The organism is Streptomyces sp. GLSS-08 (assembly GCF_056387915.1).
Genome location: NZ_JBWJAQ010000031.1, coordinates 1 through 15567, shown reverse-complemented (window position 1 = coordinate 15567; position 15567 = coordinate 1). Strand labels below are relative to the sequence as shown.

Annotated in this window: 8 protein-coding genes; 5 read left to right on the top strand and 3 right to left on the bottom strand. The window is 74.3% G+C overall.

Features of this window, described 5'->3' with window-relative positions; translation table 11 throughout:
* The first annotated feature begins 552 nt into the window (after nt 1–552).
* Together AC0ZLC_RS32335 and AC0ZLC_RS32330 are read left to right on the top strand one after the other, a co-directional pair.
* Nucleotides 553–2661: an asparagine synthase-related protein gene (locus AC0ZLC_RS32335; RefSeq protein WP_476755499.1), complete on the top strand. Its 2109-nt coding sequence runs from the start codon at nt 553–555 to the stop codon at nt 2659–2661.
* A 486-nt stretch (nt 2662–3147) separates the two neighbouring features.
* Nucleotides 3148–6423: an AfsR/SARP family transcriptional regulator gene (locus AC0ZLC_RS32330; RefSeq protein WP_476755498.1), complete on the top strand. Its 3276-nt coding sequence runs from the start codon at nt 3148–3150 to the stop codon at nt 6421–6423.
* A gap of 34 nt (nt 6424–6457) precedes the next feature.
* Here AC0ZLC_RS32330 and AC0ZLC_RS32325 read toward each other — a convergent pair whose 3' ends face one another.
* A complete protein-coding gene (locus AC0ZLC_RS32325; RefSeq protein WP_476755497.1) occupies nt 6458–8413 on the bottom strand; it encodes a sigma-70 family RNA polymerase sigma factor in 1956 nt (651 codons plus the stop codon).
* A gap of 310 nt (nt 8414–8723) precedes the next feature.
* On the bottom strand, nt 8724–9488 hold the full coding sequence (locus tag AC0ZLC_RS32320) for a TetR/AcrR family transcriptional regulator (RefSeq protein ID WP_476755496.1): 765 nt from the start codon (nt 9486–9488) through the stop codon (nt 8724–8726).
* 378 nt (nt 9489–9866) lie between these two features.
* Between AC0ZLC_RS32320 and AC0ZLC_RS32315 the strand changes: the two genes are divergently transcribed.
* Nucleotides 9867–11267: an NAD(P)/FAD-dependent oxidoreductase gene (locus tag AC0ZLC_RS32315; RefSeq protein ID WP_476755495.1), complete on the top strand. Its 1401-nt coding sequence runs from the start codon at nt 9867–9869 to the stop codon at nt 11265–11267.
* Nucleotides 11268–11482: 215 nt separating this feature from the next.
* A complete protein-coding gene (locus tag AC0ZLC_RS32310) occupies nt 11483–13132 on the top strand; it encodes an ATP-binding SpoIIE family protein phosphatase (RefSeq protein ID WP_476755494.1) in 1650 nt (549 codons plus the stop codon).
* A 25-nt stretch (nt 13133–13157) separates the two neighbouring features.
* Here the strand turns inward: AC0ZLC_RS32310 and AC0ZLC_RS32305 are convergent, their stop codons facing one another.
* Entirely contained in the window at nt 13158–14429 is a 1272-nt protein-coding gene (locus AC0ZLC_RS32305) for an MFS transporter (RefSeq protein ID WP_476755493.1), read from the bottom strand.
* 173 nt (nt 14430–14602) lie between these two features.
* Between AC0ZLC_RS32305 and AC0ZLC_RS32300 the strand changes: the two genes are divergently transcribed.
* Nucleotides 14603–15157 carry a MarR family winged helix-turn-helix transcriptional regulator gene (locus AC0ZLC_RS32300; RefSeq protein ID WP_358855610.1) on the top strand — a complete coding sequence of 185 codons (555 nt, stop codon included), beginning with the start codon at nt 14603–14605 and terminating at the stop codon, nt 15155–15157.
* Nucleotides 15158–15567 lie beyond the last annotated feature (410 nt).

The following is a 15567-nucleotide window of genomic DNA, read 5'->3' as shown; positions in this document are numbered from 1 at the left end:
TCGCCTCCCGGACTGCGGGTCGGCGGTCCCTGCGCAGGGCCTGTACGGAGCGTGTGCACGCCTGGCCATCCCGCGTCGATTTGGCTTATTTTCGACGGTGCCTCTGGAGGTGGATTCGCGCTCTCACCACGTGACTTGAGGGCGCGCGGGGTGCCTTTGGGGAGCGTATCGGGGGTGCATTCGCGTCGCCGTTGGTGCGGAGTCCTCGGCGGCGGTCGTAGGAGTCCTCCGCGACCGCCGTGGGGAATCCTTCGTGGCCGCCCGGGTGGCGGGCGCGGGCGCGGCCCGTCGCGGTGGTCCGGGCGGTCCGCCGTCCGGCCGTCAACGTGCCGTGCCCACCGTACCCCTGACGGTTCGTCACGTCCGCCTCGACGTCCTCAGCGCCTCATCGGGTGCCTCGTCCCGTGCCTCGCCGCGAGGGCGCCGGGGCCCACGGGGGCGCATTCCGGGGGGCGCAAGCAGTCGCACAGGCCTTCCCGCATGCCCGCTTCGTGGCAGCATGGTGCCCAGTTCGTGCGGTGCACTGGTTGTCCACAGCCCGTGGAGGCGGCGATGCGGTGGTTGGTGGGGTGGAGCAGTACCGCCGCCAGAGCCTCTGAGATCGGCTCGGCAGGATCCACCGGAGGCGACGGCGAGACCGTGCACCCGGTGGGCTCCCAACTCCTGTGGGGCGACCCCGATCCGCTCTGGGCGGTCGGCGACTGGCGCCCCGACGAGGTGCGCGTCCTGAACGCCGACGCGCAGAACCGCATCGCCGTCCTCGGCACCTGCGGCGCCTCCGACGAGGAACTGCGCGTCGGGCTCTTCGCCGCCCGCGGAGGGGCACTTCGGCATCTCACCGCCTGGCCGGGCAGCTACACCGTCATCGTCCAGGCCGGGCGGCGGGTCACCGTCTGCGGCGATCTCGCGGGCGCCCGGCCGGTGTTCCACACCCCCTGGGCGGGCGGCACGGCCTACGCGACCGCCGCCCTGCCCCTCGCCGACCTCATCGAGGCCAACCTCGACTTCGGGCACCTCGCCGCGCTCCTCGCCGCCCCCGACGTACCCGCCGCCGTGCACGACTCGACGCCGTACGACGGCGTGCGCCGCATCCCTCCCGGACACGCGCTCATCCTGCGCGCGGGCGCCCGGGAGATCGCCGGGTACGAGGCGGTCGCCTCGCTCGCCGTCGCCGCGCCCACGGCCGATCCGACCGCCTCCGTGGACGCCGTCCGCGACGCCCTAGTCGACGCCGTCCGCACCCGGCTCGCCGCGCCCCGGCACGTGCCCGGAGCCGACGTGGACCCCGGGCCCGTGCCCGGCATGGGGCCCGCCGAGCGGCGCGCCGCGCGCGGCATGCCGGTGCCCGGCATCGGCGCCGACCTCTCCGGCGGGCCCGCCTCGGGCACCCTGGCGCTCCTCGCGGCCGGGCTCCCCGGGATGCCGGGAACCGTGCTGGGGCACGGCACCGGCGCCGGGGAGCGGCTCCTCGCCGTCACCTTCAACGACCTCGCCGTCAGCGGGCGCGAGGCCGAGCTCGAACGGGCCGGGACGCTGGCCGCCAACCCCCGGCTGCACCACGTGGTCGTCACCGGCGGCGAGGAGGTCCTGCCCTACGCCGACCTGGACGGGCCGCTCACCGACGAGCCCGGGCCGTCGCTGGTCACCGCCGCCCGGCACCGGGCGCGGCTCGCCGCGGGCAGCGCGGACCACTTCACCGGGTACGGGGCACGGCAGGCGCTCGACGCGCATCCCGCCCGCCTCGCGGACCTCCTGATGGACCGCAAGCGGCGCCATCTGGTGCGCCCCGTCGCGGCGCTCGCCCGGGCCGACGGTTCCGTCATGGTCCCCGCGCGCGTGTACGGCGCGGCGCGCAGGCTCGCCCGTACGCCCTACCGGGCCGGGGTCGACGTCCTCGCCGACCGGCTGCTGCACCGGCGGTTCGAGGAACCCGGCGGGGCCGTGGGCGCCTCCCTCGCCGCGCTCACCTGGGCCAGGCCCGGGCCGGCCGCGCGGTGGCTGACCGGGGAGGCACTGGCTGAAGTATCGGTTCGCCTGCAAGGGGCGTCCGGGCGGCCGGGGGTGAGTCCGGGGCAGCGGCCCGGCGACTTCCGCGCGCGCGCCGCGCTGGCGCGGCACGCGGCGGATCTGCGCATCCTGGAGCAGGCCGCCGAGATCCGCTTCCAGCGGCTGCACGCGCCGTTCCTCGACAACCAGGTGGTACGGGCGTGCCGGGCGCTGCCCGAGGCGCTGCGGGTGCAGCCCGGGGCGCGGGCCGCGATCCTCCGTACGGTGCTGGAGGGGGCCGGCGTCGGGGACCTTCCACCGGGCTGGGGTGCGCCGTCCCACGCCTCGGCCGCGGCGGCCACGCGTACGGGGCTGCGGGTGTCCGTCGACTCGCTGATCGCGTTGTTCGACACGCCGTTGCTGGCGGAGGCGGGGCTGGTGGAGGCGCGGGTGGTCCGCAAGGCGCTGCGGGCGGCGGCGGACGGTGAGCCGCTGCCGCTGGACGGGCTCGCCGACCTGGTCTCGCTGGAGCTGTGGCTGCGCCGGTTGCTGGCGCGCCGGGGGACGTGCTGGACGGGGACGCCGGCGCGGCAGCGGGCGGTACCGGCGGGGATCGCTCCGCAGGGGCGGGTGCTGGGGTCGGCGGGGCGTCGGGGGCTGGCGGGGGCGCCCTGACGGGGGTGTTGGTGCGGGCGCCGGGCGCCGGGGGTGGGTCGGGGCGGTGCCGGACATCCCCTGGTGTGGGCGCGCGGGCGCCTCGGCTCCGGTGGGTGGGTCGGGGCCGCGCCGGTACATCCGCCCGTTGCATGTCGGGCGTGCACCTTGGTGACGGGGGTGGACCGGCGCTTCCTGCCCGACCTGCAACGGGCATCTGATGTACCGGCACGGCCCCTTCTGACGGAGGGCGGGTGCAGGCCGTACCCATTGCGGTACGGGCGGGTTCCGCTGGAACGGGGCCGAGAGTGGCAAAGGGGGGCGGCGCCCCACGTGGGCGTCGGGTGCACCGCACCACCCGACCCCGGCTGCGGCGCCGGGTGCCGGAAGTACACGGGGTCCTGGGCGGCTCCCCAGACCCCCGGGCAAGGGAGCGCCCCACGCCGGGTTCCGGCTCGCCGGGGAAAAGCTGGTGGCGGGGCGTGGGGCCCCGGAGACAATGGGTGGGTGCGGTACAGAATCCTGGGCGTCACCCAGGCGGAGGACGACCAGGGAACCCCCATACCCCTGGGCGGCCCCCGCGTACGCGCACTCCTCACCGCCCTGGCCCTGCACCCCGGCCGCACGGCCACCCCCGAGACCCTGATCGACGAGGTGTGGGCGGACGACCCGCCGCAGGACGCCCCGGCCGCCCTCCAGGCCCTCGTCGCCCGCCTCCGCCGTACCGCAGGCAGGCACACCGTCACCTCCGAGCCCGGCGGCTACCGGCTCGCCGCGGCGCAGGACGACGTCGACCTGTACGTCTTCGAGCGTCTCGTACGGACCGGCAAGGCCGCCCTCGACCGGGGCGACGCGGCGACCGCCGCCCGCGAGCTGCGCGAGGCCCTCGCCCTGTGGCGCGGCCCCGCCCTCGCGGACCTCCCGGACCGCGCCGCCGCGACCCGGCCCGAGGCCCTGCGCCTGGAGGCGACGCGCACCCGCATCGCCGCCGACCTGCGCCTCGGCCGCGCTCCCGACGCCGTGCCGGAGCTGCGGGAACTGACCGCCGCCCACCCCTACGACGAACCCCTGCACGCCCTCCTCCTGCGCGCCCTGCGCGACTCGGGACGTCACGCGGACGCCCTCGCCGCGTACGAGGGCGTGCGCCAAGCCCTGCTGGAGGGGCTGGGAACCGACCCGGGGCCCGAGCTTCGGGCACTGCACCGGGAGCTGCTCGCGGGCGCCTTCGACGCGGACTCCGTATCCGTGCCGGAGCCCGGCCGGCCGGCTCCGCCGAGCGGGAACATCCGGCGGCGGCTGAACTCCTTCGTCGGGCGGGAACCCGAACTGGAGGCCATCCGCGCCGAGATGCGCGGGGCACGCCTGCTCACCCTGACCGGACCCGGCGGCTCGGGCAAGACCCGCCTCGCCGAGGAGGCCGCCGCCGGGCTGCCGCAGGCGTGGCTGGCCGAGCTGGCCCCGCTGGAGCGTCCGGAGGCCGTGCCCAGCGCGGTGGTCAGTGCCCTCGGGCTGCGCGAGACCGTCCTGATCACGAACGAGCTGTCCGCCGCGGCGGCACAGGCCGACCCGGTCGCCCTGCTCGTCGAGTACTGCGCCCCGCGCGGCCTGCTGCTGATCCTCGACAACTGCGAACACGTCATCGGCGCCGCCGCCGGCCTCGCGGAGACCCTGCTGACGCACTGCCCGGACCTCACGATCCTCGCCACCAGCCGCGAACCCCTCGGCGTACCCGGCGAGTTGGTGCGACCGGTGGAGCCGCTGCCGCTCGACCCCGCACACCGCCTGTTCATGGAGCGCGCCGCAGCGGCCCGCCCCGACGACGACGCCGTGCACGATCCCCGCGCGGTGGACGAGATCTGCCGCAGGCTCGACGGACTGCCCCTCGCCATCGAACTGGCCGCCGCCCGGCTGCGCCTGCTCACGCCCCGGCAGATCGCCGACCGCCTCGACGACCGGTTCCGGCTGCTCACCTCCGGCAGCCGTACGGTGCTGCCCCGCCAGCAGACCCTGCGTGCCGTCGTCGACTGGTCCTGGGACCTGCTCGACGAGCGGGAGCGCACCGTGCTGTGCGAGGCGTCCGTGTTCGCGGGCGGCTGGGACCTCGCCGCCGCCGAGGCGGTGTGCACCGGTCCCGCGGCCGACCTGGTCGGGGCGCTCGTCGACAAGTCCCTGATCGTCGCCACGCCGTACGAGGACGGCGCCGGCGCCGGCATGCGGTACCGGATGCTGGAGACGATCCACGAGTACGCCGCCGAACGCGCCGACGAGGTGCCCGGGCTGCGCGCCGCGGCCGAGCGCCGCCACCGTGCGTGGGCGCGCGCCCTCGTGGAGGAGGCCGAGCCCCAGCTGCGGTCCGCCGGGCAACTGCCCTGGATCCGGCGCCTGGAGACCGAGCTCGACAACATCAGGGCGGCCCTGCGGCGGGCGGTCCTCGCCGGTGCCGAGGAAGAGGCGGCCTCCCTCGCCCTCGCCATGTGCTGGTTCTGGTGGCTGCGCAACTACCGCCAGGAGGGCGCGGAGTGGACCGGCCGCATCCTGCGGCTGGGCGTCGTCCTGGACGCCGGCGGCGACCTGTCCGCGTCGGACGCCGTCGATCCCGCCCGGGCGTACCTCGCCGGCGCCGACTCCGAGGAGACCCATCCTCTGCACCGGATGCGGATGAAGCTGCGGATGCAGGAGCTGTTCCTGCTCGCGGAGGCGCAGCCGCTGGAGGCGCTGCGGGACCGGCTCTCCCCCGAGTACATCCGGCGGGTGATCGGTGTCTTCGAGCAGGGCGGCCCGGACGCGGCGGTCATGCCCGGCCTCGTCTGGCCGCTCGCCGTCCACTTCCTGGGCCTCTCGGAGGACCTGCGGCTCGCCCTGGACGCCTCGGTCGCCAACTGCCGCAGGTACGGCGGCGACTGGGAGACGGGCGTGACCCTGATGTTCCGTACGCACATGATCGTCGATTCGCCCGGCGGTCTGCACGGCATCGACGGCGACCTCGCCGAACTCCGCACGCTCAGCCGCCGCGTCGGCGACCGCTGGATGCGCGCCCAGGTGTGCAGCGCGGCCGGTGAGGCGGCGACGGCCCGCGGCCGGTTCGAGGAGGCGAGGAGCGAGTACGCGGAGGCGCTGCGGCTCGCCCGCGAGGTGAGCGCGCACGTGGAGACGCCGTTCCTCATGGCCAGGCTCGCCGAGATCGCGTTCCGCTCGGGCGACCGTACCGGGGCGCTGGCCGCCCTCGACGAGGCGAGCGCGGCGGCCGACCGGCACGGGGTGACCGACTCCAGGGCCTTCATCCTGGTGCTGCGCGCCTACATGACGCTGGAGGACGGGGAGCCGGGCCGGGCCCGTGAACTGTACGAGGCGGCGCGGGCGGAGAGCGGCCGGGGGACTCCGCCGCCGCAGTTCCTCGCCGTACTCGGCCAGATCGACGCCCTGGTCACGGCGACCGAGGCGGGCCCGGAGCGGGGGCTGGCGAAGCTGGCCGAGACCTTGCGGCAGGCCGTGGACACGCGGTGCGCGGAGTGGGTGACGGCCTCCCTCGTGGAGAGCGCGGCCCGGCTCTTCGCGGACATGGACGACCTTCCGCGAGCGGTCCGCCTGCTCGCCGCCGCCGGACACTGGCGGGGCGTCCATCCGCGTCCGATGCCGGAGCGCTGCCACGCCGAGCGCATCGAGGCCGACGCCCTCGCGTCGCTGGGCCCCCGCCGCTGCGAGTCCGAACGGGGCAGGGGCGCGGACTTCACCCCGGACGACGTCCTGCGGGACCTGAAGGAAGCCCTGGACAAGACCCCCTAGGCACGCCCGGTCGATAGGGGGCGGGCCCCGGGCCTCACCGGCAGCCGAAGTCGGCATCGGCCCAGTCCGCCGGCGCCACCGCGTCGAAGGGGGTGTCGGCCTCGACGGCGAGGCGGATCGTGCGGCGGCCGGTGAGGTCCACGTGGACGGGAACCGCGCGGTCGCCGCCCGCGAGCAGCGGGGACCGCCAGAGACGAACCCCGTCGGCGTACACGGAGAACCGCACCTTCCCGAGCCCCCTCGTCATGTCGTCGACACCGACCACCGCGTCGTACGCCGAGCAGTCGCGGTTGAGGTCGATCGTCACCGAGGACCGGCCGTGCACGGTCACGCCGCGCGCGTACGCCCGGCCGCCGACCGAGACGCCCCACCGCTGCCACACCCAGCTGCTCTCGCCGAGCCGCATCTCGGGCTCGGTGCCGTCGCCGGTGAGGCCGTACCGCAGCTCGTTCCACCGGTAGACGGCCGGGACGGGCGCGGATGGAGGCGGGGGCGTGGGTTCCGGGTCGGGGCGGGGCGGCGGCGTGGGCCTCGGCTCCGGCTTCGGACCGGTGGGCTCCGGGGACGGCTCGGCCTTCGGTGGAGCGGACGACGGAGGCGGGGCCGGGGCGGGCGTGGGGGCTGGGGCGGCGGCCGGGACCAGGGGCGGCCGGGCCGACGCCCGCTTCGGCGGCTTCGAAGCCGGCACCGCTGTCGGCGACTCGACGGCGTGCGACGCGGCCGGCCTCGCCTCGGGCTTCCCGACGGGGCTGTCGTCGCCCACCAGCGCGAGCGCGACCGCCGCCGCGGCCACCGCCACGGCTCCCGCCGCGACAGCCGCCTTCGCCGGTGCGCCGAGCCCCTCGGAGGCCGCGGCCCCGCCGGACCCGCCGCCCGCGGTGACGGCCGCACCGGCGGCGCCGGCGGCCCCGGCCCCCGTGCCGCCGGCGACGAGCGCGACCGCCTTCGCGTACCCGGCGGCGCCGAACCAGCCGATGACCGCGACCGGCACGACCGCCGGGATGCCGCCGGCGACCTCCTTGATCTGGCACGCCGCGAGGCGGCACTTGGGGCACTCCTCCAGGTGCTTGCGCAGCCCGCGCTCGGCGCGCGTACGCAGGCCGCCGCGGGCATGGGCGCCGAGCCGGTCGGCGTAGCGCGCGCACTCCTCGTCGGCGATGAGCGCGGTGCTGACATGCGCCTGGAGATAGGCCTGCCTGAGTCCCTCCCGGGCCCGGCTGGCGAGGACGCGGGTGCCGTTCGCGTCGAGCCCGAAGAGCGTGGCGACCTCGCTCGGCGACTCGTCCTCGACCTCGGTGTGCCAGAGCACCGCCTGCCACCGCTCCGGCAGGGACCGGAAGGCCCGCACGGCCATGGACTGCTCGGCCTCCCGCATCGCCAGCACGTCCGCGCCGAGGTCGAGCGTGTCGTCGCCCGAGACCTCGGGATTGCGCTCGGCCTGTGCGGCGAACACCGCGAAGTCGTCGACCAGTTGCTCCCGCTTCGCGGTCTTCGTCCAGTGCGCGGCGACGCGGCGGACGGTGGTGAGCAGATACGCGCGTACGGCGTGCTCCGGGCCGCTGCCGCCGCGCACCGCCTGGAGCACGCGGGCGAACACCTCGGCGGCGAGGTCGTCGGCGGTGTGCACGTCCCGGCAGCAGGTGCGCGCGTAACGGCGTACGGCGTCGGCGTGACGGCGGTACAGCGCCTCGTACGCCGTGTCGTCGCCGGCGCGCATGCGCACGATCAGGTCGGCGTCGGACGGCGGCGGGCCGGACGGCGGTGGCTTGAGGGGCGCCTTGTCGGACGGCGGTGCGAGCACGCTGTTCTCGTGCCGCTCGCGCTGTGACGGCACGCTGGGGTGAGTGCCCCCGTCCTCACCCGGGTCGGCGCTCGCGCCGTGGTCGTCGCCGCGGGGAGGGCGGCCCTGGCCGGGGACCCGCCGTGCGGCCGGCGCCACGGGGTCCGTGCCCCCGTCGCGGGGTGACTCGCCCAGCCCGTCAACGCTCATCGCGAAACTGCCCCCGCCTGCACACTCGGTCCCTGAAATTCCGGGAAGCGTGTCATACGGGGGCCCTGGCGAGCCCGGCAGCAGCGAACGATCACTCGTCCGTGGGGATTTGCCGTACGGCGGTACTGACCGTCACCCGTCCGGGAAAAGATCCACGGCCTACCCGGCAGCAACCCCGTCCCGAACGTGCGGGAGTTGGTGGCCCGCTCGTAACGCCCCGCGGGGCGACGGCCGCGTACGGGGCCGCCGTGGACGGCTGCGGTGAGGGGCCACCGGCTGTCACCGGTGGTCCCTCACCGCGAGCGTCGGCCTACAGCGGGCGGGACCGCAGCCCTTCCAGCAGGATGTCCAGCAGCCGGGCCGAGGCCGCGGCCTGCTGGGTGGCGTCCGGCAGCGAGGGCGCCGCCGTGGCGATGACCAGCAGGACGTCCGCGACCGTCACGTCCGCCCGCAGCTCGCCCGCCGCCCGGGCCCGGTCCACCAGCCGGCCGACGACCTCGAGCAGCGCCGCCACGCCGGTGTCGTCGGCGAGTTCGGCCGTGGCGTCCGCGACCAGCCGCAGTTCGGTGGCCGGCTGGGACCGCTGCTGCGGCACCCGGACCTCGTCCACGAGGACGCCGTCGGGCTCCTCGTCGGCGACGCCCACCCGCAGCACCTGGGGCGGTAGCAGTCGCCCCGCGCCCGAGGCGACCGACGTCCGCAGGAAGCGCGACAGCGCCGACCACGGCTCGTCCTCCTGGCCGAGCGCGGAGCGGGCCTGGTCGGTCAGCCGGGCGGTCTCCTCCTCGGCGATCCGGCGCACCAGGACGTCCTTGCTCGGGAAGCGCCGGTACACCGTGCCGACACCGACCCGGGCGCGCCGCGCCACGTCCTCCATCGGCGCGCCGTACCCCAGCTCGCCGAAGACCTCGCGCGCCGCGCGCAGTACGTGTTCCAGATTGCGCTGTGCGTCCACGCGGAGCGGGGTGGTGCGGGAACTGTCGCCCGGCCCACGTCCGTTGCCGCTCACCGCGCCGAGCGCACCGCCTGGTGCGACGGCCGACGCGGTAGACCAATGAGAATCCTGAATGTGCATAAGCGTTCCCCCGGTAATGACGTCTCCCCCCGGAGACTCTCCCCGCCATTGGAAGGCGGAGCGTGCGGAACGAGCGTGTTGCACGAGCCCGCCCCTGCGGACTCGTCGCGCACATCCCCCTACACCCCGTCGACACACGAACATAGTTGAGAGGGGGTCAATTCAGAAGGGGCAGGTTCCGCACGGAGCGCCCCCCGATCGGACCACGGGTCGGTTATCTCCCGATTACGCCCCTTCCTCTCTCTCCCTGCACACCCGTTGAGCTGGGCGTCTTCCGCGTACTCCGGCAAATCGGCCAACCCCGCGCGACGGCGGCGGTCGGTCACACAAATTGCCGGGCCTGTGGACAAACGCGAGCGCCGGGTGCGTCATGGGGTGGTGACGGCTGAGATCAATCAGGGGACGACCCCCGAACCACGGAAGAGTGCACGCATTCTCATCGTCGGTGGCGGCTATGTGGGGCTGTACACCGCGCTGCGCCTGCAGCGAAGGCTGAAACCGGAACTCCGACGGGGCGAGGCGGAGATCGTCGTGGTCTCCCCCGACCCGTACATGACGTATCAGCCGTTCCTGCCGGAGGCGGCCGCCGGCTCCCTCTCGCCGCGGCACGTCGTCGTACCCCTGCGGCGGGTCCTCCACGGGTGCAGGATCGTCGTCGGCGAGGTCCGGTCGATCGACCACGCCGGGCGCACCGCGGTCCTCACCACGCCCGCCACCGAGGAACGGGGCGCGAGCGCGGAGGAGCTGGCTTACGACGAACTGGTCCTCGCGCCCGGCTCCGTCTCACGCACCCTCCCGGTCCCCGGCCTCGCCGAGCACGGCATCGGCTTCAAGACCGTCGAGGAGGCCATCGGACTGCGCAACCACGTCATCGAGCAGATGGACATCGCCTCCTCCACCCGCGACCACGCGATCCGCGACGCGGCCCTGACCTTCGTCTTCGTGGGCGGCGGCTACGCGGGCGTGGAGGCACTCGCCGAACTCGAGGACATGGCCCGCTACGCCACGCGGTACTACCACAACATCAAGCCCGAGGACCTGAAGTGGATCCTCGTGGAGGCCTCGCCGCGCATCCTGCCCGAGGTCGGCGAGGAGCTGGGCAGGTACACGGTCACCGAGCTGCGCAGGCGCAACATCGACGTGCGCCTGGAGACGCGGCTGGAGACGTGCGCCGACCGGGTCGCCGTCCTGAGCGACGGGGCACGCTTCCCGACCCGTACGGTCGTGTGGACCGCCGGGGTGAAGCCGCACCCGCTGCTCGCCGCCACCGACCTGCCGCGCGACGAGCGCGGGCGCCTGAAGTGCACACCCCGCCTCACCGTGGACGGCGTCACGCACGCGTGGGCCGCGGGAGACGCCGCCGCCGTCCCCGACGTCACCGCCGCGGAGCCCGGCGCGCAGACCGCGCCCAACGCCCAGCACGCGGTGCGCCAGGCCAAGCTCCTCGGCGACAACATCGCCCACTCCCTGCGCGGCGAGGAGCTGGAGACGTACTCCCACAAGTACGTCGGCTCGGTCGCCTCGCTCGGGCTGCACAAGGGCGTGGCCCACGTCTACGGGCGCAGGCTGAAGGGCTACCCTGCCTGGTTCATGCACCGCGCCTACCACCTGAGCCGGGTCCCGACCTTCAACCGCAAGGCCCGTGTCCTGGCCGAATGGACCCTGTCCGGGCTGTTCAAGCGGGAGATCGTCTCGCTGGGTTCGCTCGAACACCCCCGCGCCGAGTTCGAACTGGCGGCCGGGGGGAAACCCGCCCAGGACCCGAAGGGGTCGTCCTGACCGGAGCCAGGAACTCCGCCGGAGGGACCCGCGTCTGACGGATGTCGGTCCGGTCGGCCAGACTGGTCCACGGCCGGGCGGTCCCCACCGCCCGCTCTTCGGACCCACGATGCTTTCCCACGATGCTTTTTCCACGTGCTGTATTCCTTCGGGGGAGACCCCCGGACCCCCGGCGACCGTGCCGTCCGGGGGTCATGAACCCGAGGCAAGGACTCGTGAACTTCACGCGCTGGAGCGCCCGACTCCCCGGAACGCAGCGCCGCGCCGCGCGCAGCGACCATCCGGTCATCCAGGACCGGCGGGGGGACGGCTCCGTGCCCGCGGCCCGCGCCGAGCGGCTGACCGACGACGCGCCGCCCGTGCCCGCCGTCGACGCGCTGCCGGTCCGCGAGGTCCTCGACCGCGTCCCGGCCCTCGTCGCCCTGCTGCACGGCCCCGGCCACCGCATCGCGTACGTGAACGACGCGTACGTGTCGGCCTTCGGCGTACGCCCCCTCGGCGAGCCCGCGCGCGCCGCCCTGCCGGAGCTGGAAGGGCTCGGCCTCCTGCCGCTCCTCGACCAGGTGCTGCGCAGCTCCAAGTCCCGCACCGTCAAGTCCCGCAGGACGCCCGACGGCCGTTCGTACACCTTCACCTGCACGCCCGTCGACACGCCCGACGGCCGGGGTGGCGGGGTCCTGATCTTCGCCACGGACGTCACCGACCATGCCGAGGCCGCCGAGCGGCTGCGCGCCAGCGAGCGCCGGCAGCGCGAGACCGCGGTCACCCTCCAGCGCTCCCTGCTCCCCCAGGAGCTGGAGGAACCGGACGACCTGCGCGTCGCGGCCACCTACCACCCCGGCGGCACGGAGGCCGCGGTCGGCGGCGACTGGTACGACGTGATCACCCTCGGCGGCGGCCGCACCGCCCTGGTCATCGGCGACGTCATGGGCCGCGGGGTGCGCGCCGCCGCCGTCATGGGCCAGCTCCGTACGGCGGTCCGCGCGTACGCCCGGCTCGACCTGCCCCCGCACGAGGTGCTCCAGCTCCTCGACGGCCTCGCCATGGAGATCGACGCCAACCAGATCGCCACCTGTGTGTACGCCATCCACGACCCCAACGAGGGCCGGCTGGTGTACGCGTCCGCGGGCCACCTGCCGATCCTCGTCCGGGACGAGAGCGGCACCGTGCTGCGCGCGGACGAGCCCACCGGGCCCCCGCTCGGCACGGGCGGCTGGATGCACGCCTCGGGTTCGGTCCCGCTCGGCCCCGGCTCCACGGCCGTCCTCTACACGGACGGTCTGGTGGAGCGGCGCAACGAGGACCTCGACGAGGGAATCGCCGCCCTGGAGCGCGCCCTGGCCGGCGCCACCGGCACCCCCCAGGTCGTCTGCGACCGGCTGGTGCGCTCGGCGGGGGTGACCGCCGACCACGACGACGACGTCGCCGTCCTCGTCCTCCAGCACCCCGCCCGCACCGGCCCCGACAGCGAGCTCTTCCGGAACGCGGCACTGGAACTGCTGGGCGGTGTGGAGGCCACCCCACGCGCGCGTGCCTTCGCCTCCGGCGTGCTGACCAGCTGGCGCTTCCCGCGCGAGCTGCACGACCTCGGCGTGCTGGCGGCCAGCGAACTCGTCGCCAACTCGCTCCAGCACGGCACCCCGCCGATGCGGCTGCGGCTGCGCCGCACCGACCGCCGGCTGATCATCGAGGTCACCGACGGCGACGACCACCTGCCGCGCCGCCGCCGTGCCGAGCCCGGCGACGAGGCGGGACGGGGCATCGCCATCGTCGCCACGATCGCCTCCGGCTGGGGGTCCCGGCGCACACCGGGCGGTGGCAAGGCGGTGTGGTGCGAGTTCGCCCTGCCCGGCGGGAGTGCCTGACGGGGGTGTCCGACAGACCCCGCCGTCAGGCGTCGGCGCGCGCGGACTCCGCGGGAGCGCCGCCCTGCGCCACCACCCGGCTCCGGGCGAGCGACGGCTGGTTCTGCAGGGGGGTGAGCTGCCGTCCGAGCCGGATCGCCAGGTAGGTGATGCCGAGCGAGAACAGCAGGAACGTCACGATGTACGGCGCGTGCAGCGACGCGCCCATCGGGCCGCCCACCGCCGGTCCGACGGCCAGCGCGAGCTGCTTCACCAGGGCGAACGCGGAGTTGTACTGGCCCGCCATGCCCGTCGGGGCCAGATCGGCAACGAGCGGCGCCACCGTCGGCGACAGCATCGCCTCACCGAGCCCGAACAGCGCGTACGTCGAGACGAACGCGGCGGTCGCCATGGTCCCGCTGCCGTGCCCGAGTCCCGCGTACCCGGCGACGACCCACGCCAGGGCCCAGATCAGCCCGACCGCGGCGATCACCCGGGACCGCTTCCGGCGCTCCACGAACCGCAGCACCGCGAACTGCGCGACGACGATCATCGCCGTGTTCGCCGCGAGCGCCGTACCGAGCGCGGACGTCGAGATGCCGGCCGCCTCGACGCCGTACGCGCTCAGCCCCGACTCGAACTGCCCGTAGCAGGCGAAGAAGAGCACGAAACCAAGGACGCACAGCTGCACCATGGCCCGGTTGCCGAGCAGTTGCTTCCAGCTGCCGCCCCTGCCCTGCGGCGCGTCCTCCACCGCCGGCGCGTGCGGCATCCGCACCGTCGTCATGATCAGGGCAAGCAGCAGGAACATCGCCGCCTCGATCGAGAACAACAGGGTGAACGAGTCCACGCGCGTGGTGTCGACGAGATGCCCGCCGATCAGACCGCCGACGCCGAGCCCGAGGTTCTGCAGGAAGAACTGCGTCGCGAAGGCGCGTGACCGGGTGTCCGCCGTCGAACAGTCCACGATCATCGTGGCCAGCGCCGGCTGCATGACCGCCTGTCCGGCACCCAGCGCCGCCGCCGACAGCAGGACGGTCGTCGCACTGCCCGCGAGCCCGAGGCTCAGCGCCCCGACGGCGGCCGTGACCAGGGCGGCGACGAGGACCGGCCGCGGGCCGCGCCGGACGATGGCCCGCCCGGCGAACGGAAGCACCACGAGCGCGGCCACGGCGAAGACGGCGAGCACGAGACCCGCCGTCATGGCGCCCAGCTCCCGCACCTGCGCCACATAGACGTACAGATACGGAACCGTGAAGCCGAGGCCGAACGCGCTGAGTGCGTTGCCCACATGGATCCGGCGCATCGCTGCGCCCATCGCCCTGGTCACTTTCACCTGCCTTTGAACGGGGACCGGCTCCCCACACGGGGGAGCCGGTCCGAGAAGAGGTACGAGAAGTCAACCCTGAAGACTTCAGAGCTAAAGTTCGAAGCTAAACTGTACACCTCGAAGGACTTCAAGGCCAAGCGGGGGCGTGCCATACTCCGCCCATGGGTGACATCCCCGGTGTCGGCGCCAGCGAGCCGACCCTCGAAGAGCAGATCGCGGCCTATCAGCGCGAGTTCCGTGACCTCGATCCCCAGGTCGAGAAGATCGTCTCGGCGCTCGGCCGGCTGAACCGCCGGATGAACGTCGCCTACGGCCGGCAGACCGCCACCCTCGGCATCAGCAATGCCGACTGGGAGGTCCTGAAGGCGCTCGTCCTCTCGGGCGCCCCGTACCGCCTGGGCCCGAGCGACCTCGCCAAGCGGCTGGGACTCACCCCGGCGGCGATGACCCACCGGATCGACCGCATGGTCACGGAGGGCCTGGTCACCAGGGAGCGGGACGAGTCGAACCGCGTGCGCGTGATCGTCGAGCTGACCGCGGAGGGCCGCGAGAAGTGGCTGGAGGCGATGCGCCTCGCCACGGTCTTCGAGGAGGACCTGCTCCAGGACCTGTCCGCCGATGAGCGCGGTGTCCTCGGCGAGGTGCTGACCCGGCTGCTCCGCAGGGTGGAGGACGCCCAGCCGGACGCGAGCGGCCGTCTCACCGACCTCGACTGAGACCACGGACCCCGGCCGGCGACGGGCGCGAGCCGGTCCCAAAAGTTCTTGACAGAGGTGGTTGACAGTGACCTCCTGGATCCGTAAGGTTCTTCGAGTTGCCGCGGAGCCGTCACGGTTCTGCGACAGCGCCTCCGCCGCTGAAGCGGCACCCAAACCACCAGCACGATCTCCCAACCGGGTTGAATTTCGGCGTGCCCGAATTCAATTCGATTTGGCTCCGGCAGCTCCGATTAGGAACCGCCGGGAAGATCCGCTAAAGTTTGGGACGTCGGAACGGCCCAAAAGCCGGGAAGACAAGCCCCCTGACTGGGAATCAGGCCCGAGAGGATCTGGTAGAGTCGGAACCGCCGGAAAGGGAAACGCGAAAGCGGAAACCTGGAAAGCACCGAGGAAATCGGAGCCGGAAA

What these genes read in the sequence shown, in the direction of transcription:
- AC0ZLC_RS32335 (WP_476755499.1), top strand. Translation starts at nt 553, where the DNA reads ATGCGGTGGTTGGTGGGGTGGAGCAGTACCGCCGCCAGAGCCTCTGAG.
- AC0ZLC_RS32325 (WP_476755497.1), bottom strand. Translation starts at nt 8,413, where the DNA reads ATGAGCGTTGACGGGCTGGGCGAGTCACCCCGCGACGGGGGCACGGAC.
- AC0ZLC_RS32320 (WP_476755496.1), bottom strand. Translation starts at nt 9,488, where the DNA reads ATGCACATTCAGGATTCTCATTGGTCTACCGCGTCGGCCGTCGCACCA.
- AC0ZLC_RS32305 (WP_476755493.1), bottom strand. Translation starts at nt 14,429, where the DNA reads ATGGGCGCAGCGATGCGCCGGATCCATGTGGGCAACGCACTCAGCGCG.
- AC0ZLC_RS32300 (WP_358855610.1), top strand. Translation starts at nt 14,603, where the DNA reads ATGGGTGACATCCCCGGTGTCGGCGCCAGCGAGCCGACCCTCGAAGAG.